The organism is Nonomuraea sp. NPDC049655 (assembly GCF_044465465.1).
GTDB lineage: Bacteria > Actinomycetota > Actinomycetes > Streptosporangiales > Streptosporangiaceae > Nonomuraea.
Genome location: NZ_JBITLS010000013.1, coordinates 40,650 through 65,642, shown reverse-complemented (window position 1 = coordinate 65,642; position 24,993 = coordinate 40,650). Strand labels below are relative to the sequence as shown.

The window sequence follows — 24,993 nt, the reverse complement described above, 5'->3', positions numbered from 1 at the left end:
TGCGCGAGCGGGAGCAGGCCGAAACCGAGCAGCAGAGGATGGCCGCCGCGCTGGAGGAGGCGCGTGGCGAGCTCGACCGGCTGCGCGCAGAGGCGTCCGAGCACGCCCGCCAGGCGCAAGCCCGAGCCGAGACCGCAGACCGCCGCGCCGAGACCGCCCGGCAGGAGGCGACGGAGGCACGCCTCGCCCTGGCCGCCGCGCAAGGCGAGGCGGCCACCGCGGCGCGGCTGCAGGAGCGTGCCGAGGACGAGCTGCGCCGAGCCCGCGCCGACCGTGACCTCCAGCGCGAGCGCGCCGTGACCGCCGAGCAGCAGGCCCGCGCCGCCCAGGCCGAACGCGAGCGCGACGTCGAACAGGTGCGGGAGCTGCGTGACCGGCTGGCCACCGCCCAAGCCGTCGCCGGGCTGGTGCTGCCCGAACTGGCCGACCTCAGCGACGTCGGCGACGGCGTGCGCGGGGTGGCGATACCCGAGGCCGGCATCGCCATCGCATGGCAGCCGGACGGCGCCGTGGTGCTGCACCACCAGGGCCGGTAGATCCAGCTGGCCGACCGCGAGCACGCCCCCGCGCACGGCCGCGCACTGGCCGCCGCGCTGCTGGCCCTCGCCTCGCCACGACCCTGAGCACGCTGCGCCCTGTCCCCAAACTGCTGTTCGACGTCGGCGACGGATGACCGCGCTCTCCTGACCAGGGTTCCCGGCTGGTGCGGCCGGCGGCCGTTCGCCCAGTCGGGAACCGCGGCTCAGTTGAGTTCGCAGTCCATCTCCGTCTCGGCCTCGCAGAAGTCGCTGCCGATGCCACCGTTGGTGGTGTCGATGCCTGTGCCTCCGACCAGGATGTCGTTGCCGCCCTTACCGGTCATCACGTCCCCATCGGAGTCGCCGGAGACGAAGTCTTCGTTGCTTCCGCCGAAGTACGTGTCGCCGCCAGGGCCGAGGAAGGCCCGCACACGCAGTGAGGTGTTGTTCGCGACGAAGTCGCCGCCGCCCTGGACGTTGAGCAGGATCCGGTTGACGCTGGCGAGCGGACAGCGCACGGTCGTGGAGTTGACCTGCGTGCAGGCGAAGTTGGTGATCAGCGTGTCGTTGGCGTTGTTCACGGTGATGAAGCTTCCGCTCTCGCTGATCGTGATGCTGTCGGCCACGTCGCCGGAGTTGATCGAGAGCTCCCCGCCCGTCAGGGTGACGTTGGTCGACGCGTGCGCCGGGCTCGCCAGGAACAGCAGTGGAGCGGCGGCCAGGGTATTGATGGTGAGGGCCTTGAGCATGTTGCGCATTACTTCTCCTCAGTGGATTCGGTGAGGGAAGTAGATCTCATGCCAGCAGGTCGGCTCTGCGGAGTCCTGCACAGTACGGATGTGCTCCTGGGCATAGCGATGGCGAGCGGTCCTGGGGCGCAGGCACTCGGCCATCAATGGTGCGGAGCCCTTCGGTTGACGGTCACAGGCGCGTGCGGTTGCGGGGGCTTGACCGTGAGGAACTGTGGTGCGTCGCCGCGTGGCTCGGGGCCTAGTGAGCCGGTTTTGAGATTCGGTCGCAGTAGCGGCAGATGCGGTCGAGGATCTGGTCCGCAGTCTTGGTCCATCGAAACGGCTTGGCGTCGTCGTTCCAGGTCTTGATCCATAGCTCCAGTGCGGCCTTGAGAGCGTCCAGAGAGCAGAAGTTGCCGCGCTCCAGGCAGCGCCGCTCCAACTCGGCGAACCAGCGCTCCACCTGGTTGATCCAGGAGGAGTAGGCCGGAGTGAAATGCAGCGTGAAGCGCGGGTGGGCCAGCAGCCAGGCGTGCATCACCGGCGCCTTGTGGGGGGACAGGTTGTCGCAGATGAGATGGACCGCCAGGCCCGGCTCGACCTGGCGGTCGATCTCATCAAGGAAGTCGCGGAAGTCGATGGCGCGGTGGCGGGCGGACAGTTTGCCGATCACCTTGCCGGTGGCGGTGTTGAGTGCGGCGAACAGATCCACGGTGCCGTGCCGGACGTAGTCGAAGCTGCGCCGCTCGGGCACTCCGGGCAGCATCGGCAGCACCGGTGCACTCCGCTGCAACGCTTGGATCTGCGGCTTCTCATCGATGGCGAACACCGCGGCATGGGCCGGTGGGGCCAGATACAGCCCGACCACGTCCCGGATTTTGTCGATCAGCAGCGGGTCGGTGGAGATCTTGAAGTTCTCCACGCGCCAGGGCTGCAGCCCGAACGCCCGCCAGATGTTGCCCACGCTGCTCGGCGAGATGCCCACCTTGCGGGCCAGTTCACGCTTGGACCAGTGCGTGGACCCCTCGGGCACCTCCTCCAAAGTGCGCACTACCACCTCCTCCACCTGAGCGTCGGTGATGGTGCGCGGAACGCCCGGCCGTGGTTCGTCGCTCAGCCCGTCCAGCCGGCGGGCCAGGAAACGGCTGCGCCAGGGGCCACCGTCTTGCGATCCAGCCGCAGCCGGGCCGCCAGCGCGACATTGCCGCCACGGCCGTCCCCCTCGGCCCAGGCCAGCACGATCCGGGTCCGCAACGCCAGCCCCTGAGCGGTCGAACGCCGCCGGGCCCAGCCCTCCAGCGTCCGCCGTTCCTCCTGCGATGACACCAGCGGTTGGAGTCTGTTGTCCGCCATCTCTCCAGCAGACCTCACCGGCCGATCAGCGTCACCATAGCTCCCCGAATCAGGGACGAAATACACCTCAAGTGGTGACCCTCATCCTCATAATCAACTCACTAGACGAGTAAGTCCTGTGTCGCTGCGGTACGGAGTGCGTACATGACGAAGGGTGTTGACGATCGGTTTGTGAAGACAGACCTCAACACCCTTCTCACCGCACTGTACGTCAGCATCGACGACTGGCTCGGCCACCGGCCGCGGCTGGGGCGCAAACCGAAGCTGACCGACGCCGAACTACTCACTCTGGCCGTTGCCCAGGTGCTGCTCGGCATCCACTCCGAGGCCCGCTGGCTGCGCTACGTCCCGGCGCATCTGCCCGGCGCCTTCCCCTACCTGCCCGGCCAACCCGGCTACAACAAACGCCTGCACAAGGCCCTGCCCCTGCTCAAACGAGCGATCCGGGCGCTGGCCGCCGATACCGACCTGTGGCCCGACCCACTGTGGGTGGTGGACTCCACACCGATCGAGTGCGGTCGCTCCCGTCCCACCACCCAGCGTTCAGACCTGGCCGGATGGGCCGGCTACGGCTACTGCCGCTCCCACTCCCGCTGGTTCTGGGGCCTGCGCCTGCACCTGATCTGCACCCCGGCCGGACTGCCCATCAGCTGGGCCCTGGCAACCCCGAACATCGACGAGGGTGTAGCTCGTACTCAGTGACCTGAGCATCAAGCAGTGAGGGCATATCCGTCCTGGTAGCGGGTCTGGTGGATACGATCGTGTTGCCGGGCGAGGTGGTAGCTCGGGCCAGGGCGCGACAGTGACCGCAGCCGTGGCGCCGATCAGGTTCCTCGTGAACGTGCCTCGGAGCGTCACGGCGAGAACCACCACCCGCCCGTGGCGTCACGAGCCGGGATGGTGGTCCCGATGCGAACAGCGGCGTTCCCATTGGCGCGCCCACGTGCGGCATTGCGCCTGCCGATCATTGCATCCGCCCAGCTCATTGGCCCGGTCACAGCAGAGGGCGGTGACCGTGGGGGCCTCGGTCCTCGTTCTCGGTGTTGCGGCCGCGGTCCTGCTGGGGATCTCCTGGCCCGCGCTGTCTCGGGTCTGGCAGGAACATCCTGGTGGATGTCGGGCTCTCGCACTTCTGCAGCACTCCGATCGCGCCGTAGATCATCTGGATCATGAGGATATGGCCGAGCCCGATTCCGGTAAGAGCACCGACCAGGACTTTCAACCCCGCCCGGCCGACCGGCGAGAAAACTGCTGCGGGCCACAGTTTCTCGATGGGTTCAGTGCTTCTGGTCTGGAGTCCATGGTTGGCCTTCGTCACCGTTCCCGCGGGCGCCGTGTGGGAAGGCCTGATCGCCGGAGGCAGCCGACCACGAGTGTCCGGTGCCAGCGCGTAGCGCCGCGCGTGTCAGCTCCTGGCGGGTGCAGAGCGGCTGAGTTTACGAGGCGGGTGCAGAGAAGATCGACCTGACTGTCGCCGACCACGCCAGCCTGCACTGGCTGCCTCAGCCCCTGATATCCGCCGCCCGCAGCAACCTGCGCCAAAGCTGCATCATCGACCTGGCCCCCACGGCGCGGCTCCTGCTGCGCGAAGAAGTCGTCCTCGGCCGCTCCGGCGAAGGGCCGGGCCGGCTGTCCACCCACCTCACCGTCCGCCGCGACGCACGTCCTCTGCTGGACCAGCAGACCAGGTACGGGCCCGGCGCGCCCGGCTGGGACGGCCCTGCCGTCGCAGCCGGTCACCGCGCCGTCGGCCAGATCCTGCTTGTCGACCCCGCCTCGGACCAGCGCCCATCCCAGGCCCGCCTGTTCGGCGACGACCCGGAAACCGGCCAGGCCGTGCTGACCCCGCTGGCCGGCCCCGCCCTCCTGACCACCGCCCTGGCCCCGGACACCCTGCACCTGCGCCGCCTGCTGGACGCGGCGCACCCCATCGCCTGAACATCCAGCGGCACCGCCATGCAGCTGAGGCGTCACGACATCGCTCATCCCGTTGGCGGCGTTGGCGCGGTTGTCAGCTCGTCGCCCATCGCCCGGTTCGCAGGCCGGCTGCGATCGAGCGTTCGTGCTCGTCGGTCCATTCGACCTCAGGGTCGATCTCCAGGAGACCGAGCGCTACGGACGCGATCGCCAGTGCAGGCTCCGACGATTCGGCGGGCTCGGGTGCTCCGAACGGATTGGCCTGGAACCGCTGGGAGATGATTTCCGGATTGCTGGGTGCCATCAGGATCAGCCCGCGCAAAGTGGCGACGGCCAGGCGGGCCACTGTCTCGAAGGTGATGCCGGCGTGCGGACGCAGGCCGATCGATCTCGCCACCCAGGAGTAGGCGGTGGCCACGTCAGTGACCATAGAGCATTCCGACTCGGTGAGAGACCGCTGAACCTCGGCGCGCAGGTCGCTGTCGGGCAGGCTGCGGAAGGTGGCCTGCAGCGCGAGATAGGTGCGCCAGGCCGGTGACCGGTGGAAGATCCCGAACTCGCCGAGCGCGCCTTCCCGCAGTACCTCTCCGGCCAGTGCGCGGCGCAGACCTGGTGTGCGGGCCCAGTCGAGATGGGCCAGCAGGGTGCGGGCCGCCGCTGGTAGCGCGCCGGGATTGGCGTCGGTGACGGCCGGGCTGGCGCCTTTGGCGAGCTCGGTCAGCAGGTCGCTGAAGAACAGATCCTTGTACGGCCAGCGGCGGTAGACGGCGCTGCGGGCGACGCCGGCGTCACGAATGATCTCTTCGAAGCTGATGTGGTCCAGGCTCACGGTCAGCCCGGCTTCTTCGACGGTGGCGGTTGCGGTGTCGAGCATCCGTCGTGCGGTCTGTTCGTCGGACAGTCGCTTGCGGCGTCGGGCCAGGCCGCTCTCCGGTGTCTCTCGTCTCACGCCCGTAGTCCATGGCACTTGGGATATTGAGTCCCAATAGAGGTGGTGGTGAGCCCGTGGAGGTCTCGGAGCCCGACAGTTCTGTACGCGACCGCACCGGACACCCGGTGCGGTTCCTGGTGCTCGTGAGCGTGTTGTCGGTGCCGTTCTACGTCCTGGGGGCGGTATCTCCCACCATCCGCATCGGCGCGATGGAGCTGCCCGCGAGCGCGACCATGTTCGTGCTGCCGGTGCCGGCCGCCGCGATTCTGGCCTACCGCGACGGCGGCCCGGCCGCTGTCACGGGCCTGCTGGCCCGCGTCGTCGATCGGCCCGCGGGACGGCCCCGCTGGTATGTCGCCGCGGTGTCGCTCCCTGCCGCGATCGGTGCTCTCTCGTGGACCTTCGGGTGGCTCGCCGGCGAAGCCGGCTCGGTGCTTCCGACGCCGCCGGCGGTCTTGCCGCTGGTGTTCGCTGCGGCGGTGGTGAGCGCCGCGTGCGAAGAACTGGGCTGGACCGGTTACGCCTCCGATCCGATACAACGCCGGTTCGGCACGGTAGGGGCCGGGCTGCTCCTTGGGGCCTTCTGGGCTGTGTGGCATGTCATCCCGCTCCTGCAAGCCGGTCATGGCGCGGCCTGGATCGGCGGCTGGTTCCTGGGTACGGTCGCGCTCCGGGTGATCATCATCGGCCTGCACAACGCCACCGGCGGCGTGTCGGCGGCGATCCTGATGCACGCGATGGGCAACGTCACCGCCTATATCCCGGACTACGACAACCCCGTCGCCTCGTTGACATCCGCTGTGTTCACCGTCGTGGCCGCCGTGGGCATCCTGTTCCTCGGATCATGCCGAGCCGCCGGAACGCGGCCGGCCGGCCGGCAAGGGCCTGGCCACCAGAGAGGTTGAGGGCGAGCGTTTACTGGCGCTGGGCTCGACGGCTTGGTCACCTTCATGGAGGCGGTCGCCTGCAGTTCCCGAGCGGCCGGGCGTGGGTCACCCGGCGTGGGTGCCCACGGCGATCACGGCGTCGGCGAGGGCGGCGGCGTAGGCGTCGGTGAGCTTGCCGGGGGCGAACAGCAGCGCGTACCACATCGGCCCGAAGACCAGATCGATGAGCAGATCGTCATCGGGGTGGGCGAGCTGCCCGCGTTCGCGCGCGCGGGTGAGGATCTGGCGGACCGCCTGGCGGCGCGCCGCGATCAGCTCGCTGCTCACGCGCTGGGCGAAGGCGGGATCCTGCAACGCCTCGGCGGCCAGGGCCTGGTTGAGTGCGCCGGGCACCCCGCGCTGTCCGGCGAAGGTGGCCTTCAGCAGGGCCAGCAGGTCCTCCCGCAGGTCGCCGGTGTCGGGGGTGGGCAGCCGGGTGCGGGCGTAGACCGCCAGCACGTCCAGGATCACCTCGCCCTTGCTCGGGTAACGGCGGTAGACCGCCTGTTTGGACACGCCGCTGCGGGCGGCGATGCCTTCCATGCTCACCCCCCGGTAGCCCTGCTCGGTGATGAGGCTCAGGGCGGCCTGGCGGATGGCGTCGTCGACGGCGGGGTCGCGGGGTCGTCCGGTCATGGACTGCACTCTACTTGACATACGCAACGGTCCGTATTTAAATCTCATACGCAACGGTCCGTATTGAAAGGAGGGGGCATGCGCCCCCGTTCCTCCACCCCTGCACTGCTCACGCTGGCGTTGGGCTACTTCGCGCTGGGGACCGCCTCACTGGCGGTCGTCGGCCTCAGTGGCCCGATCGCTGCCGACCTGAAGGTGCCCGCCGCCACCGTCGGCACCCTGGTCACCGTTTTCGCGCTGGTGTTCGCCCTGGCCGCCCCCGTCGCCGCGATCGCGCTGGGCCGCCTGGACCGCCGCACCGTGCTGCTGGTGGGCCTGGCGCTGATGACGCTGGGCGGCGCCGCCGGCGCGATGGCGCCCGACTTCACCGCCCTGGCCGCCGCGCGGGTGGCCGCTGGGCTGGGCGCGGCCATCTTCGGACCGGCCGCCTCGGCCACCGGCTCGATGATCGTGCCCGCCGAGCAGCGGCCCCGTGCGCTGGCGGTGGTGTTCGGTGGGATGACCGCCGCCACCGTGCTGGGCGTGCCGCTGGCCTCGGCCGCGGGCACCGCGATCGGCTGGCGCGCCACCATGGCCGCCGTGGTCGCTCTGACCCTGGTGGCGGGCGCGCTGCTGGCGGTGCTGCTGCCACCGGTGGCACCGGGCCCGGCCCCCACCGCCCGCGCCTTCGCCGCCGCGCTGCGAACCCGGGGCGCCACTCTGATGATCGCCACCACACTGCTGGTGCTGACCGCCCAATTCACCGTCTACGGCGTCGCCGGGGCCTACCTGGCCGCCCGGTTCGGCGCGGGCCCGGGGCTGGTGTCGCTGACGCTGCTCGTGTTCGGCGCGCTGGGCATGGTCGGCAACGCCGCCGGTTCCCGCGTCTACGCCCGCCTGGGCGGCGGCCGCACCATCGCCGTCGCGCTGGCCGGGCTGACCCTGGCCTTTCTGGCCCTCGCCGGTGCACCCGCCGTACCGGCGGCCGGGGTCGCGGTGTTCGCCTTCTGGGCCGTCTTCAACACCTTGTTCATGGCCCCGCAACAGGCCCGCCTGGTGGAGCTGCTGCCCGAGCAGCGTGGGGTCCTGCTGGCTCTCAACGCCTCGGCCCTGTACTCGGGCATGAGCCTGGGCAGCCTGCTGGGCGCCAATCTGCTGCCCGCCCTGGGCGGCCACTGGCTCCCGGCACTGGCGCTACTGCCGCTGGCCGCGGCCGTCACCGCCCACGCCGCCTCCACCCGTCCGCGCCCGACCCGCCCGGCCACTCCGGTCTCCGCGTCCACTCCGGCCCACTGCTGACCTGCTCTTCCTTTCCGATCCTCCTTTTGTTCGTCACCTCAACCTCACAGGAGAACGCCATGTCCCAGCCCGCCGCCCAGCTCGTGCGCGACTACTTCGAGCAGATCTGGAACCAGGGCCGCACCCAGCTGGCCGACCGGTTCCTGGCCGCGGACCTGATCCAGCACAACCCCAACCTGCCCGACGGCCGCCAGGCGCTGACCGAGTTCATCGACGGGATGCGCGCCCAGCTTCCCGACGCCCGCTTCGAGATCCGCCGCATGGCCGTCGACGGCGACCTGGTGTTCACCCACAGCCTGTTCACCGCCCAGCCCGGCCATTCCGGCATCGCGGTGGTGGACGTCTTTCGCATCACCGACGGCCTGATCGCCGAACACTGGGACCTGCGCGAGGACGTCCCCGCCACCACCGTCAGCGGCCACCCGATCGTCTGACCCGACCAGCACCGAACGTCGAGGTCAACTTCCGTGACCACCCCCACCACCCGCCCACTGCGGGACCAGACCATCCTGATCACCGGCGCCACCGACGGCCTGGGCCGCGCTGTGGCCCACCGCCTGGCCGCCCAGGGCGCCACGCTGATCCTGCACGGCCGCAACCCGGCCAAGGGCCGGCAACTGCTGACCGACCTACGCGACCAGACCGGCAACGACCGGCTCACCTTCGAACTGGCCGACTTCGCCCACCTGGACCAGATCCACGCCCTGGCCGACCGCCTGGCCACGCACGACCGCCTGGACGTGCTCGTCAACAACGCCGGCATCGGCGTGGAGACCGCCCCCCAGCGCAGCGCCGACGGCCTGGAGCTGACCTTCCAGGTCGACTACCTGGCCACCTACATGCTCAGCAGCCTGCTCACCCCGCTCCTGGCCCGCACCGCCGCCCGCTCAGCCACTACCGGCGCCGGCCCGGCGCGGATCGTCAACGTCGCCTCCGCCGGACAGGCGCCCCTGGACTTCGACGACGTGCTGCTGGAACGCCACTGGGACGGGGTGCAGGCTTACTGCCAGGCCAAACTCGCCCAGATCATGCTCACCCTCGACCACGCCGAACTCCTGCGCGACCACGGCGTCACCGTCAATGCCCTGCACCCCGCCTCCTACATGCCCACCAAGATCGTCACCCACCTGTTCACCGTGCAGAGCACCCTGGACGAAGGCGCCACCCACACCGCCCGCCTGATCACCGACCCCGCCCTGGACAAGGTCACCGGCACCTACTTCAACCGCTCCCGCCCCGCCCGCGCCCACCACCAGGTATACGACACCGACGCCCGCGCCCGCCTACGGGAGATCAGCCACCAACTCACCGGCGTGCCCTTCCCATCTGCACCTCTCCCAGCCGCCTGATCCGCAACGCCACACCACCACCACCTGGAACACGACCGTCACTACAGCACGGCGAGGTCGTCGGTCTCCTCCGGCAGTACTGCGGCGAAACGTGGCACCATGCCGTCGCCTCGCGGGGACTCGCCGTTCCACGTGGCCAGAGGAGCGACCCCGGCAGTCCCACGTCCGACAGCGCATGGAGCCCGTCACCAGTGTCAACGCATCGGTAGGTCGGCAAGAGCTCGTGCACCGAGGGAGAGCAAGGGGAGGATCGCGGTGCGGTCCCGGGGAGGCGGCCTTGGCGGAGCACCTCCACCAACCCCTGGCACCGCCCGTCATGAAGCCTGCACAGCCATCTCATCGCCTGGGTCGCCGAGAACTCCCGCTGCCAGGCAAGACGGTGCCCCTGTAGGGATGGGAGGCTTGAATCGTGCGTACCTGGTTCGAGCCCGAAGAGGCCGAGGAGTTCGAGGCCGCCAAGGACCTGCTGATCCGGCGGTGTGTCACCTGGGCGGAGGAGCACGGGCATCCGGTCGACGACCTGCTGCTCTCCGCCGCCGTCGACGCGCGGCACGAGAGCCGTGACGGCCGGCTGGCGTACTGGGACGGTGCGAGCATCAGGTTCTTCCTGCTGCGATACGTGCCGTACAAGGTGACGGCCGTGCGGGAGGAGCTCGACCTCGCTCCGGAGGTGCTCCGCACGTACCTGCGCTATCTCGACGTCACCGGCCTTCGCGACCCGCGCGGCGCCACGTTCGCGGATGCGCAGGAGATCATCGCCGACGCGCGGGCGGAGTACGCGGCCGCGCTTGACGATCCTACGCTGCGGGGGGTGGCGACGTTCTGGGCGCACACGGCTCTCGGCCAGGGCGTCGATCTCACCGTTCCGGGGGCGTTCGAGCGGTTCAAGCGCGATCTCGACGCCGGTCGCGTTCCGTACGACGAGCAGGTGCTCGACAAGATCCTGCAGAACCGCCTCGTGAACGGCGGCATCGGTGAGGAACGCGCCTTCCCCCAGCTGCCTGTGTACCTGCCCCCCGCGTCCGAGCTGATGGAGGCCGCCGCGCGCAGTCAGACCGTCCAGCGTCTCATCACCCTGGCCGATTGGGTGGGCAAGGACGGCCGGGCCCTCACCGACGCGGGCAACCTCCGCATCGCCGACGCTCTTGAGGTGTCGACTCTGCTGGGTACCGGCGAGGACCGGCTGCGCGTCCACAGCGCCGCCGATCTGCCGCAACTCAACCTGCTGCTCGCCTGGGCCAAGAAGATGCGCCTGACCCGCACCAGCAAGGGCCGCCTTCTCCGCGTGGCCAAGGCCGCACCCTTGCTGGGCGACCCGGAGGCGCTGTGGCGGCGCGCGTTCGAGGTGCTGCCGGAGCTGGGCCGGGTGGTCACCGTGCCCGTCGCGACGTGGCGATCCCAGCCTGTCCTGGCCGAGATCTTCGACGAGATCCTGCCGGACGTGCTCAACTCCATGTACGGGCTGGACGAGATGCCGGTGGTCCGGCTCGAAGAGACGGTGTGGCTGGCCTGCCAGGAGTACTTCGATCTCGACCAGGAGGAAGAGCGCCTGCGCGATCTCTGGCGCCGCGAGGCCGACCGGGACCTGAGGCGCATGTTCGAGGTCCTGTCCGACCTCGGGGCCGTGGAGCTCACCCGCGGCCCCACCGACCCTCTTCACGCGAGCGACCTCGACCACGACGACCAGCCCCTGCCGCCGGACGCGGTCGAACGCCTGCGTGCCGCCCTCGCCGAGCCCGACCTCCCGCTGGTCCACCTCACCCCGCTCGGCGTGCGCGGCGTCCGCGACCGCCTCCTCGCCGAGGGCCGCGACGCGCCCCTCGTCGGCGAACTGGCCACCGCTCCACCTGCCGAGCTGCTCGGGGTGCTCGCCCAGCACTATCCGCCGGAGGACGCCGTCGCGGAGCTCCAGGGATGGCTGGCCCGCCCGGGGCAGGACCTCGAGATGTTGCTGCAGGCCGTGCGGGACTGCCCGTTCCGTACGCGGGTGGGGGCCATGCTGCGCGTTCTGGCCGACGTCCTTCCCGAAGGGCGGCTTTTCCATGACCTACGTCACGACCCGGTCCTCGGGCCCGCCGTGTGGACGCAGCTCATCGATGCCGGGAAGATGCAGCCTGAGGCGCTGAGTGAGCGAGAGAACCTGCTGATGGGTGCGGAGAACTTCCTGTCAGTGCTGGAGCTCGCGGGGCCTGAGGGGCTTGTGGAGCAGCTCAAGAGGATGGGGGGCGGGGACGCGTACGAGTTCGTGGAGGCGGTCCTGGCGTCGGGGCACCCCGATGTCGTGGGATTGCGGGAGCTGCGCGAGCTGGTGGCCGAGCCGCTCCGCAAGACCGCCCGCCATCGCCTCCGCCACGTCCCCACCCGGCCGCCGGGAGCTCGGGGCCGCCGGAAGAAGCGCTAAGACTGATCTCGATCCTTGACCTGTGCGCCAGGGACGCTGTGGCTGTTCTCGCCCGCGCAGTACAGCTCCCTGCCCGGCCGCGTGATGCCGATCCCGGCAGGTCGCCGCGAGTCCCGTGCGATGGAGTTCGTTCATCTCCCGCGAGGTTCACCCGGGGTGACCACGCGCGGGGAAGGGACGGGTGCCGGTCAGCGCGGGATGGTGTCGCGGTGGACGGCCAGCCACGCGTCGAACGACTGCGGCCGCGGGTTGAGCTCGCGCAGCAGCTCGAAGTCGATGAGCTGGGCGATGTCGGGGGCGGCCGCGATCAGGTACTGGAGCATGTTGCCGACCTCGCCCGCGCCCGGGAAGCCCGCGGCCCGGATCATGTCGGGGCTGACCGCCTGGTACGTGACGGGCTCGCCGAGCGCCAGGCTCAGCGCGGCGGCGTACTGCGCGCCGGTGAGCACGGCCCCGGCGACGCTCACCCGCCTGCCGGCCATTGGCGAAGAGAGCTGTCGCGCGCTTGAGGATGTCGACGTCCTCGCGCAGCCGCCGGTTCTCCCGCCGCAACGCCTCCAGTTCCTGGCGTTCGCTGCTGGTCAGCCCGTTTCGCTGACCGGCGTCGACCTCGGCCTGGCGGATCTACTGGCGCACCGCGGTCTCGGTCAGATCGAAGTCCTTGGCCACCTGGCCGACCGAGCGGTCACCGCGCTGGCACAGCTCGACGATCTCGGCTTCGAACTCCGGTGTGAACGAGCGGCGAGGACGCGGTTTCTTCTTCCCCGCCTCGCTGTCCGGTGAGCACGTCGTCGTGGTGGGGGCGGGCAACTCGGCGGTCCAGGTCGCCTACGAACTGGCCACCGACTTGGCCACCGGGCGCCGGGTGACGCTGGCCAGCCGGGAGCCGATCCGGGTCGTGGCCCAGCGCCCGCTGGGGCGTGACCTGCACTTCTGGTTCCGCGTGACCGGGTTCGACCGGCTGCCGCTGGCCCACGCCGAGGCCCCGCCCGCCTCGCCGGTGCTCGATGACGGCCGCTTCGACACGGAGAAGGGCCTGGCCTGGCTGAATACGTAGCTGAGAGAGAAGCCTGGCGAACGCTACGCTGAGACTGGGAACCGAGACTTGGGGTCCTGCGGTGGAGGTTTCCCCCGCCGAAGCTTGCCGGCCAGACGGGGGTTCGGGGGAATTGCTCTGGCGCGAAATGGTGCTGGGGAAATCGGTTCAGGATTTCGTGGGTGGGGCGACGGGGGAATTGTTGGAATTCAGTAGGTCGGCCAGACGGTCCAGGCCGCCTCTGATGAGTCGGCCGTATCCGTCGTCGGCCAGGGCGTCGATCCCGGCGCGGGCCTGGTCGAGGTGGTCGCGGGCGCGGTCGAGATCTCCCAGCTTGCGGTAGCACTCGCCCAGGTTCAGGTGCAGGGACGGGTACAGCGCCACCACCGGGAGCGCCACCCCGGCCTGTGCCACCTGTTCGTCGGTGACCTGGTCGGCGGCGGCGAGCGCGCGCAGGTCCCACATCAGCTCCTGGCGCACGTCGTCCTGGACGTCGGCCATCGAGTGGGCGAGAACGCAGACGTGCAGCGGATCGCCCTGCTCGCCGCCGATGTCGTCCCAGATCCGCGCGAACAATTCGCGAGCGGCTTCGGGCCGGCCTTGGTGGTGGTGCAAGTCCACCCCTTGGCCGATCCTGGCCATCGCCGGATCGGCGGTCATCGGTGCTCCTTCACTGTCGCGCGAAACAGCGGTCAGCGTACTTGTCCGGACCGATCAGGACGGCCGCCGAGCCGTGACCGCCACCGTAATTCGGCGAGCTTTCATCCACGCCGGAGACGTTCGAGGTGCGGCAGTTCATCCGCGCGCGGGCGGCCGGGGCAGGTGTCCAGGAGCCGCCATCGGGTGGTGACCCCGTCCGGGCCGTCGAGCGTCCCCCGCGCCAGCGCGGCGTCGATGCGGGCCCGCACGTCGGCCTCGGCCGCCGCCTCGGCCGCGAACAGGACCCGCACCCGGACGACGTCGCCCCGCCGGTCGGCGGTCGTGTGGTGCGCCGCGATCGGGCAGGGCGGCTCGTGCTCCCAGTGCCCGCACAGCGCCACGGTGATCGCCGCGCCGGGGGCGCGCACATCGCCGTCCGCGTCCATGACGATCGTCGCCTCATGGGCGAAACCCGTACGCACCCCTCCATGATTCACGTACGCGTACGCCGGGTCCAGCGCCCGGCGCCGGTCTCACTCGGGCGCGTACTGGGACGCGTACTCCTGCGAGGGCGGGATCGGCGTGATCACGTCCACGAGGACGCCGTTGGGGTCGGCGACGATGAAGTGCCGCTGGCCGAAGTCCTCGTCGCGCAGCGCCAGCTCAGGGGTCAGCCCCTCGCGCCCGACCAGGCGTTCCCACTCGGCGTCGACGTCGGCGACCTCGAAGTTGATCAGCAGCCCCGCGACCGGACGGCGGTAGGCGGCGGGCAGTGTCGGGTGGCGGTGGTCGAGCAGGGCCAGCTCGTACGGTCCGTGGCGCAGGCTCACGTACCAGTCGGCCTCGAAGGTCACCTCATATCCGAACAACCGGACGTAGAAGTCCTTCGACGCGGCCAGATCGGCCGTGCACACCACCGGATACACGCTGCTCAGCTCCATGCGTTCCTCCTCATCAGTTTCACGTACCAACGGTATGTGGGCGTACACTATTTGGGATACCGTCGGTATGTCAAAGGGGACGCAGTGACCAGGACGGAGCAGAAGGAACGCACCCGCCGCACATTGCTCGCCACGGCGCGGCGCTTATTCGCGACCAGGGGCTACGCCGGAGTGGGGCTGGCGGAGATCGTCGGCGAGTCCGGCGTCACCAAAGGCGCTCTCTACCACCACTTCGAGGGCAAGCTCGACCTCTTCCGGGCCGTGCTGGAGCAGGTGCAGCGCGAGGTGGCCGACCGGGTGGCCGCGGCGGCCGACGCCGAGGACGACCCGTGGGCGCAGCTCAAGGCGGGCTGCGCGGCGTTCGTCGCGGCCGGGGCCGATCCCGACGTGCAGCGGATCATGCTGATCGACGGCCCCGCCGTGCTCGGCTGGAACGAGTGGCGGGCGATCGACGAGGCCACCAGCGTCCGGCACCTGACCGAGGCGCTGGCCGCGCTCGTCGCGGCCGGCGCCATCCCGGCCCAGCCGGTCGCGCCGCTGGCCCGCCTGCTGTCCGGGGCGATGAACGAGGCCGCGCTGTGGCTGGCGCAGTCCGCCCCGGACGAGCTGGCCGACACCCAGGCCGCGCTGTCCCGCCTCCTCGACGCCCTACGCGCCTGAAGCGGCCCACCGCCGCCACCGGCAGCTCCCGCTCGCCACGGGCCTGACCGGCCGGGCGGGCGGGGCCGGCCGGGCTCGGGAGGCGGACGGTTGAGCCGGCCGGGCTCGGCGGGGTGGGGCTGGTGGTCGCCGTGGTCGTCCCCGCCGAGCAGTTACGAGCGGAACGTCAGCCCGTCGCGCAGGTCTTGCCGTTGAGTGCGAAGCTCGCCGGCGAGGGCGGCGCGCCGCCGCCGTACGTGGCGGTGAACCCGACCTGGGTCTGCGAGCCGACCCCGATGACCTTGTTCCACTGCTTGTTCACGCCGGCCACCCCCGCACCGGCCTGGGTCCAGTTCGCGGACCAGCCCGAGACGAGACGCACGGCGGCCGCCGCCGGGTAGTCGACCGTCAGCGTCCACCCGTCGACCGGGGCCGTGCCGGTGTTGCGCACGACGAGCTCGGCGTCCAGCCGCGGCCCTCCCGTCGTGGCCCGGTACGTCACCGTGCACGGCGCGCCCGACGACGGGGTGGGCGACGGCAGCCCCTCCCTGGCCAGCGCGGACAGCGGGTCGGACGGCACGCTGACATTGCCGCCCGCGTCCTTGGCGACCACGACGTACGTGTAACGCTGCCCGACGACCAGGCCGGGTTCGGCGAAGTTCAGGCTCGGCGGAAGGACCGTGCCGACCCTGCTGTACGCCGTCGCCGTCTCCCGGTACACGTCGTACGCCGTCACCGCCACGTTGTCGGTCGACGGCTGCCAGCAGAACGTGACGCCCGGGTAGTCCTGCAGGCAGGCGTCGCGCAGCCCGGTGGGCCTGGACGGGGGCACGTGGTCGCCGGGCAGCGGGGTCGGCGAGCTGGTCGGGGTCATCCCGAGCGTCGCCGGCACCGTGATCAGGGCGGACGGCGGGCTGAGGTGCCCCGCCAGGTCCCTGGCCACGACGTACATCGTGTAGAGGCGGTTCAGCTCGCCGGAGAAGCCGCCGATCGTGCTGGTCGTGCTGCTGGCGAGGACGAATCCGTCCGGGTCCAGGCGGTACAGGTCGTACCCGGCGACGCCCGTGTCGTCGGAGGAGGCTGCCCAGCAGATGGACGCGTAGCCGGTCGGGTCGGCGGCGAACGGCACCGGGCACGGCCGCAGCCCGCCGGGACGGGTCGGCGGCGCGTCGTCGGCCGCCCCGGAGACAGCCGCGACAGCCGCCCCGGAGACAGCAGCCGCCGGGACGGCCGCGTGCGCGACGTCGTGCGCCGCCGGGACGGAGGCCAGAGCGGTCCTCCCGGTGGGGCCGATCGCCGGCGCGGCGAGGAACAACGCCAGAGTGAGGAATCCGAGGGTGAGGCCAACCGCTCCCAAGGATCGTCTGCCAGGCCGCATAGGGCCCCCTTCTGATCGAGCCTGCACCCCCTCGCAGTGATCGTGAACGAGTTCTCATGTTCCGTAAAGCCGGGAATCCGCCGGGCCGGACCGGCCGTGTTACCTTTTCCCGCCGCCACTCGTCATGGGGGTGAGGACCGAGAACGAACGGTCGTCAGACCCACGAGTGAATCGAGAGCAGGATGCTGACCGCCATCATGTACACCACGGTCTACGTCACCGACCAGGACCGCGCGCTGGAGTTCTACACCGCCGGGCTCGGCCTGGACAAGCGCATCGACGTCCGGGGGCCCGACGGCCGTTTCCTCACCGTCGGCGTGCCCGGCAGCCCGGTCCAGATCCTCCTGTGGTCCTGTGCGCCGGCCGCCGGGCAGCCGGGCGTCGCGGGCGGGAACGGCGCGCCGGGCCCGCTGATCCTGGAGTCCGACGACCTGCGCAAGGACTTCGAGGTCATGCGCGGGCGGGGCGTCACCTTCGAGGAGTCCGAGCCCGTGGACTACCCGTTCGGCGTCCGCGCCGAGGCGGTGGACCCGGACGGCAACCGGATCTCCCTGCGTCAGCAGCGCAGGCCGTGACCGTGCACCCGTCCGGCCCGGTGGCCGAGGCGTTCGAGGCCCAGCGCGACCGGCTGCGCGCCGTCGCGTACCGCGTGTTGGGCTCGCACGCCGACGCCGAGGACGTGGTACAGGAAGCCTGGATGCGGCTGGTCCGCCAGGACGTGTCGGCCATCGGCAACCTGGCGGGCTGGCTGACCACCGTGGTCGGCCGCATCAGCCTGGACCTGCTGCGATCCCGCCGGACCCATCCCGAGACGGCGTACGGACAGGAGTTCACGGACCTCCTGGTGACGCCCGACGACGAGCCCACGCCGGACGAGCAGGCGGCGCTGGCCGACTCGGTCGGGCTCGCCCTCCTCGTGGTGCTCGACTCGCTCACCCCGAGCGAGCGGCTGGCGTTCGTCCTGCACGACCTGTTCGCGGTCCCGTTCCAGGACATCGGCCACATCCTGGGCAGGTCCGCCGACGCCGCCAAGATGATCGCCAGCCGCGCCCGCCGCAAGGTCCGGTCCACGGACCGGGCGGCGGGCCCCGGCCGCGAGCACCGGGAGGCCGTGGACGCCTTCCGCGCCGCCGCGCTCGGCGGCGACTTCGAGGCGCTCCTGCGGGTCCTCGACCCGGACGTGAAGCTGACCGTGGACACCCCCGGCGGCGTGGTCGTCACCCTCGGCGCCACCGCCGTCGCCGCCGGAGCCCGCATGTTCTCCGGCGAGGTCGCCGGGCAGCGGCCCGTGCTGGTGGACGGGCTGCCCGGCCACCTGTCCTGGCGCGCCGACGGGACCCCGCTGTCCGCCATCGCCTTCACCGTCACCGGCGGCCGGATCACCGGCATCCACATCGTCGTCGACCCGGCCAAGCTCGCCGCGCTCGACGACCAGCCCACCCCGGCCTGAGCCGAGGCCGGGGCGGGCTGACCCGGGCCCGGTAAGGCGTGCCGGGTCGGCCGGCCGGTGTCGCCGATGTCGCGTCTGGACCGGTTGAAAGGCGGCCCCTACCATGGGCGCGTGCGGCTGAACGTCCTCGGGCCCATGGAACTCGTCGTGGCCGGGCAGGCCGTACCGGTCGGGCCGCCCAAGCAGCGGGCCCTGCTCGCCCTGCTCGCGATGCACGCCGGTCGCGTGCTCCCCGCCGACCTGCTGGCCGACCGGCTGTGGGCCGGCGACCCGCCGCCGAGCGTCCAGGGCAGCCTGCAGGTGTACGTCTCCAACCTGCGCCGCCGGCTGGAGCCCGACCGGCGGCCGGGCGCGACCCCGGCCGTCCTGGTCAGCGCCGCCGACGGCTACGGCCTGATGACCGGCGGACTCGTCCTCGACACGACGGACTTCGGCACGCTCGTGTCGGCCGGCTCCGCCCACCTGGCCGCGGGACGGCACGAGCAGGCGGCGGCCGACCTCGCCGAGGCGCTCGGCCTGTGGCGCGGCGACCCGTACGCGGACGTGCGCGCCCAGGAGTGGGCGCAACCGGAGATCGGCCGCCTGGAGCAGGTACGGCTGGACGCGGTGGAGGCGCTGGCCGCGGCCCTGCTGGACCTGGGCCGCCACACGGACGTGGTCGCGCGGCTGGACCCGTTCGTCCGCGAGCACCCGCTGCGCGAGCGGGCCTGGGAGCTGCTGGTGCTGGCCCACTACCGCGCCGGCCGGCAGGCGGCGGCCCTGGAATGCCTGCGCGGGGTGCGCGACGTGCTCGCCGGGGAACTGGGCATCGACCCGGGTCCGCGGCTGCGCGAGCTCGAAGCCGCGGTGCTGCGCCAGGACGCCGCGCTGTTACCGTCCGGCCGTCCCGCCACCCCGCCGCAGTCCCTGCTGCCCACCCCGCACCCCAAGCCGCCGCTGACGCCGGTGCGCGCGGCGGCGCCCGGCGCCGGCGAGCCCGCGCCGGACCAGCCGGTGTTCGTCGGCCGGGAGAGCGCGCTCGCGTTCCTGACCGAGGCGGCCAGGGCGGCGTCCGCCGCCGGGCAGGTCGTGCTGGTGGACGGCGAGCCGGGCGTCGGCAAGACGAGCCTGCTGCGGCGGTTCCGCGCGACCGTCGGTGTGCCGGTCGGCTGGGGGGCGAGCCCCGACCACGAGACCGCGCCCGCGCTGTGGCCCTGGGAACGCGTCCTGCGCGACCTCGCCGCCGCGGCCCCGCAGGCCTCCCTGCCCGGCGAGGTCGGCACGTTCCTGTCGGGCGGTCCGCAGGCGGTCCCGGCGTCCGACGCGCAGGGGGCGCGGCTGCGGTTCTTCGAGGCCGTCGGCACGTTCCTGGCCGCGGTCGGCCCGGCGGTCGTCGTGCTGGAGGACCTGCACGCGGCCGACGACGCCACGCTGCGGCTGCTGGTCCACGTGGCCGCCACCGCCCGGCCGGGCCTGCTGCTGGTGGCGACGTTCCGGCGGCACGAGGCGTCGGCGCTCACCGCCACGCTGTCGGCGCTGTCCCGGCTCGGCGCGCGCCGGCTCGGGCTGGACGGGCTGGCCACCGAGGAGGTCCGCGCGCTGGTCAAGGAGCTGTCCGGCCGCGATCCGGGCGGCCACGGGGCCGAGGAGCTGCGCCGGCGCACCGCCGGGAACCCGTTCTTCCTCGCCGAGCTGGCCCGGGCGGGCGACGGGCTGCCGCAGGGCGTCCTGGACGTCGTGCTGCACCGGGTGGCGGGCCTGGGGGAGGAGGCGTCCCGCGTGCTGGAGCTGGCCGCCGTGATGGGCGACGAGTTCGAGGCGGTCGTCCTGGCCCGGGTCGCCGGCGGCACGGTCGGCGACCTGCTGCCGTCGCTCGACGCGGCGCTCGGCGCGGGGCTGGTCCGGGAGTCGTCGTACCGGCTGGGCGGCTACGAGTTCGCGCACGCCCTGGTCACCGACGCGTTGTTGTCGCGCCGGTCGCGGCTGTGGCGGGCGCGGGTCCACGAGCAGGTGGCGGCCGCCCTCACCGCCGTGCACGGCGACCGCGGCGACCGCGGCGACCACGGCGACCGCGATGACCGCGCGGCGGTGATCGCGCGGCACTGGCTGGCGGCGGCGGAGCTGGGCGCGGAGCCCGCCCGCATGGCGATGGACTACGCGGCCCGCGCGGCACGGGCGGCCCAGCGACGGCACGCGCCCGACGACGCGGCCGTGTCCTGGCAGGAGGCGCTGGCGGCCGCCGAGCCGGCCGGCGCGAGCGCGGCCGAGCGGTTCGAGCTGGCCGTCGGGCTGGCGGAGAGCCGCTACGCCGCCGGCCGGTTCGACGAGGGGTACGAGGCGGTCGAGCAGGCGCTCGCCATGGCCGGCGACGACCTGGACAAGGCCGTCAGAGCCGCCGACATCGCGATGGGCCACGGCATCTGGGTGCCCTTCCGGTACGGCGTCGACGTGGCCGCCGTACGCGACGCGGCGGACCGGGCCGCGCGCGAGTTGCCGCCGTCCACCCCGGCTTGGGCGACGGCGCAGGCCGTCAGGGCCGTCGTGCTCGCCCAGACCGGCCGCGAGGACGAGGTCGGCGCGGTCTCCTCGCGGGCCGTGACGACGGCCGAGCGCCTGGACGACCCCGCCCTGCTGCGGCGCGTCCTGCACCTGCGGCTCATCGCGCTGCAGGGACAGGACTTCGTCGAGCAGCGCGCCGGGACCGCCCGCCGCCTGCTGGCCGAGCCGGACCTGTCGCCCCAGCTCAGGGTGATCGCGCAGCTGCACCTCGTCGGCCATCACGTGGAGCACGGCAGGGTGGCGCAGGCCCGCGACCTGCTGGCGGAGATCGGCACGCTGCTGCGCGACCTGCACAATCCCACGCTGGCGCTGCAGGCCGCGGTGGCGCACGTGGGGCTCGACCTGTTCCAGGGCGTCCCCGACCCGGCCCGGCACTTCGAGCCCGTCAGGGCGATGTTGTCGTTCGCCGACCTGGCCTACTTCGAGCTCAGCATGCTCGGCGGACGGGCCGAGACGATCATCCAGGAGGACCGCCTGGGCGAGGAGGCGGCCTGGATCGAGGAGATGGCCCGGCACACCGGCCTGGCGGGGCCCGCCTACGCCCTGGCGTACGCGCTGGCGGAGCTGGGCGAGCCCGAGCGCGCCCGGCGGATCCTGCGCGAGACGCCCATGCCGCCGCGCGACTACCACTGGGCGATGGCCGCCATGTGCCGGCTGCACGCGGCGATCCGGCTCGGCGAGGCGGACGTCGTCCGGGAGGTCTACGACGCGTTCCGCCCGTTCGCCGGGCTGCTGCACGTGAACGGCGCGTGCACCACCGTCGACGGCGCGTACGACGGCCACCTGGGCGAGGCGCTGCTGGCGCTCGGTGACCGCGAGGGGGCCCGGGTCCACCTGAGCGAGGCGGTGCGCCAGCTGGAGCGGGCGGGTGCGGCCTACTGGCTGACAAGGGCCCGCCAAGCGCTCGCCAAGTGCACGTAGAGGCCCGGCGCGCACGCTGTTCCCGACACGTGAGGGAACAGACTGATGATCACACCAGAACACCTGACCGGCTTCCTGATGATGCACGCCGGTTTCCGCGCCGAGTTCGGCCGCCTGGCCGAGGCGTGCGGCGACCCGCGTGACGACGCGCACGAGGAGCTGCTGGCCGAGCAGCTCGCGCTCGTCCTGGACATGCTGCACGCCCACCACTCGCACGAGGACGCCACCCTGTGGCCCAAGCTCACCGGCCGCGCCCCGCAGGCGGCGGACGCGCTGGCCGAGCTGGAGTCCGAGCACTCCCTGCTCGACCCGCTGATCGAGGCCGCCGCCGACCGCGGGGCGCCCCTGGCCGGGCGCGCGCCCGTCCTGCGGCGGCTGCACGAGCTCGTCAACGAGCACCTCGACCACGAGGAGCGGGTCGCCGTGCCGCTCATGCTCGCCCACCTCACCCCCGCCGACGTCGAGGCCGACCGGCGCCAGGCGATGGACGACTTCGGCCGCCGCCGGGTCCCCGTCATCCTCGGCTGGCTCGCCTCCAGCGCCGACGCCCGCCTGCTCGCGGCGTCGTACGCGGACCTGCCGGTCGTGGCCCGGCTGATGTTCCGCCTGTTCTGGTGGCCGGCCTACCGGCGGCGTTTCACCCGCCTGTACGGCACCACCCCCGCCGACCTGATCCTGGAGCCGTGATGACCGCATCCGCGCCGACCGTCTCGCCGCGCAGGGCGGCCGAGGTCTTCGGCCGCGCCCTGGTCTGCGAGTACGCCTCGCTCACCCGCGACGGCCGCCCCGTCACCTGGCCCGTCACGCCGTACGCCGGCGCGGGCGGCACGCTCGACGTCAGCACCGGGCTCACCTACCCGGACAAGGCCGAGCGCGCCCGCCGGGACCCGCGCGTCGCGCTGCTGTGCTCCGGCGCGGAGGGCGGGCCGGACCGGGCGCCCGTCGTCCTGGTGCAGGGCCGGGCGACCGTGCGCGACGCGGACCTGCAGGCCGGCACCGACCGGTACGTCCGCGAGTCGCTGGCCAAGACCGGCGCCGGGTTCGCCGGGATGCCGTGGTTCCTGGTGAGACGGCTGGGCTGGTACTTCGCCCGCATCTGGGTGGAGGTCACCCCCGAGCGGATCGTCTGGTGGCCCGAGGGCGACCTGTCCAGGACGCCCGAGATCTGGACGGGCCCCGCGGACGTCGCCGCGCCCGCCTCCGATCCCGCCCCCACCGGCCCCCGGCTGCCGAGCCGGTCGGCCCCGCCGGCGGACTGGCGGCCGTTCGCCGGCCGCGCCGCCCGCCTGGGCGAGCCCGTCGTCACCATGGTGGCCGACGGCATGCCGCTGGCCGTGCCCACCCGCTCGGCCGTACGCACCGAGGCGGGCTTCGACCTGCGGCTGCCCGCGGGCGTCCAGGCGGCCGACGGGCCGGTGTGCCTGACCTTCCACCGGCACGGCCCGGCCATGGAGTGGCAGGAGAACGTCGTGCTGGTCGGGCGGGCCACCGGCGCGGGCGACCGGCTGAGCGTGCGGGTCGAGCGGGCGCTCAACGACTGGAGCCTCGCGGGGAGCCGCCGGGAGCGCAGCCGTTCGTTCCTCGGCCAGGGCAGGCTGCTGCGGAAGCGGCTGGAGGCCGAGGCCGCCCGCCGTGGCCAGCCCGTTCCCCGCGTCCGCCGTCCGCGTGACTGACGCCGCCCGCCGGTCCCCGGCCCGCGGCGTCCCTACGGGGTGAGGATGCTGATGCCCAGCATGCGGGCGCCCGTCTCGGTGCGCGGGCGATGCGTGCTGCCCGGCGCGAACACGACGTAGCTGCCCGGCCCGAGCCGGTGCCCCCGGTCGATGAACTCGCCCGAGATCACGTAGTAGCGTTCCTCGCCGTCGTGCACGTCCACCTCGGGCCATTCGGTGCCCGGGGCGAAGTCGTACATCCAGCCGCGGGCCCGGTCGGTGGCGGGCAGCCGCCGCCGGACGATCCCGGGGACGACCTCGACGGCTTCCACCTCGTCGACGTGCAGGATCTGGACGTCGTTCGCGTCTTGCGTCATGACCCCATCGTCGCGGCGGACGCCGTCCCCCGCCCAGTGTCTGGATTGACGTGTGGCGGTACTTTCCTGCCATGACCGTTCACCGAGTGGTGGCGCTGGTCCTGCCGCCGCAGTCCACGTTCGAGCTGGCGTGCGCGGCGGAGGTCTTCGGCGTGCGCCGGCCGGGGCTGCCCGCCCGCTACTCGTTCCAGGTGTGCGCCGAACGTCCGGGCGCCGTGCCGACCCTGGCCGGGTACGACATGGCGGTCGGCGCGGGCCTGTCCGCGCTGGAGGCCGCCGACACGGTGGTGATCCCCGGATGGCACCGCCGCGACGACCCGGCGCCGCCCGCCGCGATCGACGCGATCCGGCGGGCCCACCGGCGAGGCGCCCGGATCGTCGCGATCTGCTCGGGAACCTTCCTGCTCGCCGGGACCGGACTGCTCGATCACCGCAGGGCGACCACCCACTGGCGGCTCGCCTCCGAGCTCGCCGACCGCTTTCCCGACGTACAGGTGGAACCCGACACGCTGTACATCGACCTGGGCGACCTCGCCACCAGCGCCGGCACCGCCGCCGGCATCGACCTGTGCCTGCACCTGGCCCGCGCCGACCACGGCGCGGCCTACGCCGCGCACATCGCCCGCCACATGGTCATGCCGCCGCACCGCGAGGGCGGCCAGCTCCAGTACAGCACCGCGCCCGTCACGGACCGCCGGCCGGAGTCGCTCGCGCCGCTCCTCGACTGGGCCGCCGAACGCCTGGACGAGCCCCTCACCCTCGACGACCTCGCCGCACGGGCCGGGGTCTCCCCGCGGACCCTCGCCCGCAGGTTCGCCGGCCAGCTCGGCGTCAGCCCCGGCCGATGGCTGCTCCAGCAGCGCGTCACGGCGGCGCGGGCCCTGCTGGAGGAGACCGACCTCCCCGTGGAGGCGATCGCGGCCAGGGTCGGCCTGTCCTCGGCCGCCAACCTGCGCAGACGTTTCCACTCCTTGGTGCACACCACGCCCGCCGCCTACCGCCGCTCGTTCGGCGATCACGACGGCGGCGCCTCCTCGCGACCGTCCGCCGTGACCGTCAGGGGCGGGGCTCGTCCTCCCACGCCACCGGCGTGACCTCGCCGGTCTCCCGGTCCGAGCGCAGGATCGCGTAGGCGACCGAGTCGTACAGGCGTCCGTCGCGTCCCGGCCAGGCCCGGCGGTGGTGCGCCTCCTTCACGAAGAAGGTGCGTTCGTCCGCGTCGTCGTGGTGACCGTCGGCGGCCCGCCGCCGGACGGCCTCGGCCTCCGGCCGTCCGACGTGGAAGGGCCAGTCCTCGCCGGTCAGGAAGGCGACCAGGTCGTCGACATCGTCAGGGACGAACCTGATGAACGCTGCTGTCATGATCCAGCCTTCCACCAGAT

27 protein-coding genes and 1 pseudogene are annotated in these 24,993 nt (G+C 72.3%); 16 read left to right on the top strand and 12 right to left on the bottom strand.

The window, feature by feature from the left end; genetic code table 11:
* The first annotated feature begins 38 nt into the window (after nucleotides 1-38).
* Nucleotides 39-536: a hypothetical protein gene (locus ACIBQ6_RS36090; RefSeq protein ID WP_397217445.1), complete on the top strand. Its 498-nt coding sequence runs from the start codon at nucleotides 39-41 to the stop codon at nucleotides 534-536.
* Between the two features lie 206 nt (nucleotides 537-742).
* Here the strand turns inward: ACIBQ6_RS36090 and ACIBQ6_RS36085 are convergent, their stop codons facing one another.
* Nucleotides 743-1,276, bottom strand: coding sequence for a calcium-binding protein (locus ACIBQ6_RS36085; protein ID WP_397217443.1), 534 nt, complete (start codon nucleotides 1,274-1,276; stop codon nucleotides 743-745).
* Nucleotides 1,277-1,508: 232 nt separating this feature from the next.
* Nucleotides 1,509-2,602: pseudogene (locus tag ACIBQ6_RS36080) on the bottom strand (IS630 family transposase).
* A 171-nt stretch (nucleotides 2,603-2,773) separates the two neighbouring features.
* Here ACIBQ6_RS36080 and ACIBQ6_RS36075 point away from each other — a divergent pair.
* Together ACIBQ6_RS36075 and ACIBQ6_RS36070 are read left to right on the top strand one after the other, a co-directional pair.
* Complete coding sequence (locus ACIBQ6_RS36075) at nucleotides 2,774-3,304, top strand: hypothetical protein (protein WP_397217441.1); 531 nt, start codon at nucleotides 2,774-2,776, stop codon at nucleotides 3,302-3,304.
* Between the two features lie 756 nt (nucleotides 3,305-4,060).
* On the top strand, nucleotides 4,061-4,540 hold the full coding sequence (locus ACIBQ6_RS36070) for an urease accessory protein UreD (protein ID WP_397217876.1): 480 nt from the start codon (nucleotides 4,061-4,063) through the stop codon (nucleotides 4,538-4,540).
* A gap of 73 nt (nucleotides 4,541-4,613) precedes the next feature.
* On the opposite strand, the gene ACIBQ6_RS36065 is transcribed toward ACIBQ6_RS36070, so the two are convergent.
* Nucleotides 4,614-5,468 carry a TetR/AcrR family transcriptional regulator gene (locus ACIBQ6_RS36065; RefSeq protein ID WP_397217439.1) on the bottom strand — a complete coding sequence of 285 codons (855 nt, stop codon included), beginning with the start codon at nucleotides 5,466-5,468 and terminating at the stop codon, nucleotides 4,614-4,616.
* 56 nt (nucleotides 5,469-5,524) lie between these two features.
* Between ACIBQ6_RS36065 and ACIBQ6_RS36060 the strand changes: the two genes are divergently transcribed.
* Nucleotides 5,525-6,355: a type II CAAX prenyl endopeptidase Rce1 family protein gene (locus ACIBQ6_RS36060; RefSeq protein WP_397217437.1), complete on the top strand. Its 831-nt coding sequence runs from the start codon at nucleotides 5,525-5,527 to the stop codon at nucleotides 6,353-6,355.
* An 87-nt stretch (nucleotides 6,356-6,442) separates the two neighbouring features.
* On the opposite strand, the gene ACIBQ6_RS36055 is transcribed toward ACIBQ6_RS36060, so the two are convergent.
* Nucleotides 6,443-7,012, bottom strand: a complete 570-nt coding sequence (locus ACIBQ6_RS36055; protein ID WP_397217435.1) for a TetR/AcrR family transcriptional regulator — start codon at nucleotides 7,010-7,012, stop codon at nucleotides 6,443-6,445.
* Between the two features lie 78 nt (nucleotides 7,013-7,090).
* Between ACIBQ6_RS36055 and ACIBQ6_RS36050 the strand changes: the two genes are divergently transcribed.
* The 4 genes from ACIBQ6_RS36050 to ACIBQ6_RS36035 all read left to right on the top strand — a co-directional run bounded on the left by ACIBQ6_RS36050 (nucleotide 7,091) and on the right by ACIBQ6_RS36035 (nucleotide 12,040).
* Nucleotides 7,091-8,290: an MFS transporter gene (locus ACIBQ6_RS36050; protein ID WP_397217433.1), complete on the top strand. Its 1,200-nt coding sequence runs from the start codon at nucleotides 7,091-7,093 to the stop codon at nucleotides 8,288-8,290.
* Between the two features lie 59 nt (nucleotides 8,291-8,349).
* Nucleotides 8,350-8,724, top strand: coding sequence for a nuclear transport factor 2 family protein (locus tag ACIBQ6_RS36045; protein WP_364339694.1), 375 nt, complete (start codon nucleotides 8,350-8,352; stop codon nucleotides 8,722-8,724).
* 33 nt (nucleotides 8,725-8,757) lie between these two features.
* Nucleotides 8,758-9,639 carry an SDR family NAD(P)-dependent oxidoreductase gene (locus tag ACIBQ6_RS36040; RefSeq protein ID WP_397217431.1) on the top strand — a complete coding sequence of 294 codons (882 nt, stop codon included), beginning with the start codon at nucleotides 8,758-8,760 and terminating at the stop codon, nucleotides 9,637-9,639.
* A 409-nt stretch (nucleotides 9,640-10,048) separates the two neighbouring features.
* Nucleotides 10,049-12,040, top strand: coding sequence for a hypothetical protein (locus tag ACIBQ6_RS36035; protein ID WP_397217429.1), 1,992 nt, complete (start codon nucleotides 10,049-10,051; stop codon nucleotides 12,038-12,040).
* A 188-nt stretch (nucleotides 12,041-12,228) separates the two neighbouring features.
* Here ACIBQ6_RS36035 and ACIBQ6_RS36030 read toward each other — a convergent pair whose 3' ends face one another.
* Nucleotides 12,229-12,522: a hypothetical protein gene (locus tag ACIBQ6_RS36030; protein WP_397217427.1), complete on the bottom strand. Its 294-nt coding sequence runs from the start codon at nucleotides 12,520-12,522 to the stop codon at nucleotides 12,229-12,231.
* Nucleotides 12,523-12,664: 142 nt separating this feature from the next.
* On the bottom strand, nucleotides 12,665-12,850 hold the full coding sequence (locus tag ACIBQ6_RS36025) for a transposase (protein ID WP_358301876.1): 186 nt from the start codon (nucleotides 12,848-12,850) through the stop codon (nucleotides 12,665-12,667).
* Between ACIBQ6_RS36025 and ACIBQ6_RS36020 the strand changes: the two genes are divergently transcribed.
* Nucleotides 12,771-13,097, top strand: a complete 327-nt coding sequence (locus ACIBQ6_RS36020; protein WP_397217894.1) for a hypothetical protein — start codon at nucleotides 12,771-12,773, stop codon at nucleotides 13,095-13,097. The genes ACIBQ6_RS36025 and ACIBQ6_RS36020 overlap by 80 nt on opposite strands.
* 147 nt (nucleotides 13,098-13,244) lie before the next feature.
* Here the strand turns inward: ACIBQ6_RS36020 and ACIBQ6_RS36015 are convergent, their stop codons facing one another.
* From ACIBQ6_RS36015 to ACIBQ6_RS36005, 3 genes are all read right to left on the bottom strand, one after another.
* A complete protein-coding gene (locus tag ACIBQ6_RS36015) occupies nucleotides 13,245-13,736 on the bottom strand; it encodes a tetratricopeptide repeat protein (RefSeq protein ID WP_397217425.1) in 492 nt (163 codons plus the stop codon).
* A gap of 101 nt (nucleotides 13,737-13,837) precedes the next feature.
* Complete coding sequence (locus ACIBQ6_RS36010; protein WP_358301870.1) at nucleotides 13,838-14,197, bottom strand: hypothetical protein; 360 nt, start codon at nucleotides 14,195-14,197, stop codon at nucleotides 13,838-13,840.
* Nucleotides 14,198-14,248: 51 nt separating this feature from the next.
* Nucleotides 14,249-14,656: a VOC family protein gene (locus ACIBQ6_RS36005; RefSeq protein WP_397217423.1), complete on the bottom strand. Its 408-nt coding sequence runs from the start codon at nucleotides 14,654-14,656 to the stop codon at nucleotides 14,249-14,251.
* A gap of 84 nt (nucleotides 14,657-14,740) precedes the next feature.
* Here ACIBQ6_RS36005 and ACIBQ6_RS36000 point away from each other — a divergent pair, with 84 nt between their 5' ends.
* Nucleotides 14,741-15,316, top strand: coding sequence for a TetR family transcriptional regulator (locus ACIBQ6_RS36000; protein ID WP_397217421.1), 576 nt, complete (start codon nucleotides 14,741-14,743; stop codon nucleotides 15,314-15,316).
* A 166-nt stretch (nucleotides 15,317-15,482) separates the two neighbouring features.
* On the opposite strand, the gene ACIBQ6_RS35995 is transcribed toward ACIBQ6_RS36000, so the two are convergent.
* Complete coding sequence (locus tag ACIBQ6_RS35995; protein ID WP_397217419.1) at nucleotides 15,483-16,652, bottom strand: cellulose binding domain-containing protein; 1,170 nt, start codon at nucleotides 16,650-16,652, stop codon at nucleotides 15,483-15,485.
* A 203-nt stretch (nucleotides 16,653-16,855) separates the two neighbouring features.
* Here ACIBQ6_RS35995 and ACIBQ6_RS35990 point away from each other — a divergent pair, with 203 nt between their 5' ends.
* From ACIBQ6_RS35990 to ACIBQ6_RS35970, 5 genes are all read left to right on the top strand, one after another.
* Complete coding sequence (locus ACIBQ6_RS35990) at nucleotides 16,856-17,248, top strand: VOC family protein (protein ID WP_397217417.1); 393 nt, start codon at nucleotides 16,856-16,858, stop codon at nucleotides 17,246-17,248.
* Nucleotides 17,245-18,123 (top strand): sigma-70 family RNA polymerase sigma factor, encoded by an 879-nt coding sequence (locus ACIBQ6_RS35985; protein WP_358301858.1) that lies wholly within the window; start codon nucleotides 17,245-17,247, stop codon nucleotides 18,121-18,123. The genes ACIBQ6_RS35990 and ACIBQ6_RS35985 overlap by 4 nt, the downstream gene beginning before the upstream one ends.
* A gap of 111 nt (nucleotides 18,124-18,234) precedes the next feature.
* Nucleotides 18,235-21,582 carry a BTAD domain-containing putative transcriptional regulator gene (locus ACIBQ6_RS35980; protein WP_397217414.1) on the top strand — a complete coding sequence of 1,116 codons (3,348 nt, stop codon included), beginning with the start codon at nucleotides 18,235-18,237 and terminating at the stop codon, nucleotides 21,580-21,582.
* A gap of 45 nt (nucleotides 21,583-21,627) precedes the next feature.
* Nucleotides 21,628-22,269 carry a hemerythrin domain-containing protein gene (locus tag ACIBQ6_RS35975; RefSeq protein ID WP_397217412.1) on the top strand — a complete coding sequence of 214 codons (642 nt, stop codon included), beginning with the start codon at nucleotides 21,628-21,630 and terminating at the stop codon, nucleotides 22,267-22,269.
* Entirely contained in the window at nucleotides 22,269-23,255 is a 987-nt protein-coding gene (locus tag ACIBQ6_RS35970) for a hypothetical protein (RefSeq protein ID WP_397217410.1), read from the top strand. Before ACIBQ6_RS35975 ends, ACIBQ6_RS35970 begins: the two co-directional genes overlap by 1 nt.
* A gap of 32 nt (nucleotides 23,256-23,287) precedes the next feature.
* On the opposite strand, the gene ACIBQ6_RS35965 is transcribed toward ACIBQ6_RS35970, so the two are convergent.
* Complete coding sequence (locus ACIBQ6_RS35965; protein ID WP_358301847.1) at nucleotides 23,288-23,611, bottom strand: cupin domain-containing protein; 324 nt, start codon at nucleotides 23,609-23,611, stop codon at nucleotides 23,288-23,290.
* Between the two features lie 71 nt (nucleotides 23,612-23,682).
* Between ACIBQ6_RS35965 and ACIBQ6_RS35960 the strand changes: the two genes are divergently transcribed.
* Entirely contained in the window at nucleotides 23,683-24,705 is a 1,023-nt protein-coding gene (locus ACIBQ6_RS35960; RefSeq protein ID WP_397217408.1) for a helix-turn-helix domain-containing protein, read from the top strand.
* Here ACIBQ6_RS35960 and ACIBQ6_RS35955 read toward each other — a convergent pair.
* Entirely contained in the window at nucleotides 24,668-24,973 is a 306-nt protein-coding gene (locus ACIBQ6_RS35955) for a hypothetical protein (protein WP_397217406.1), read from the bottom strand. The two genes, ACIBQ6_RS35960 and ACIBQ6_RS35955, sit on opposite strands and share 38 nt — an antisense overlap.
* Between the last annotated feature and the right edge of the window lie 20 nt (nucleotides 24,974-24,993).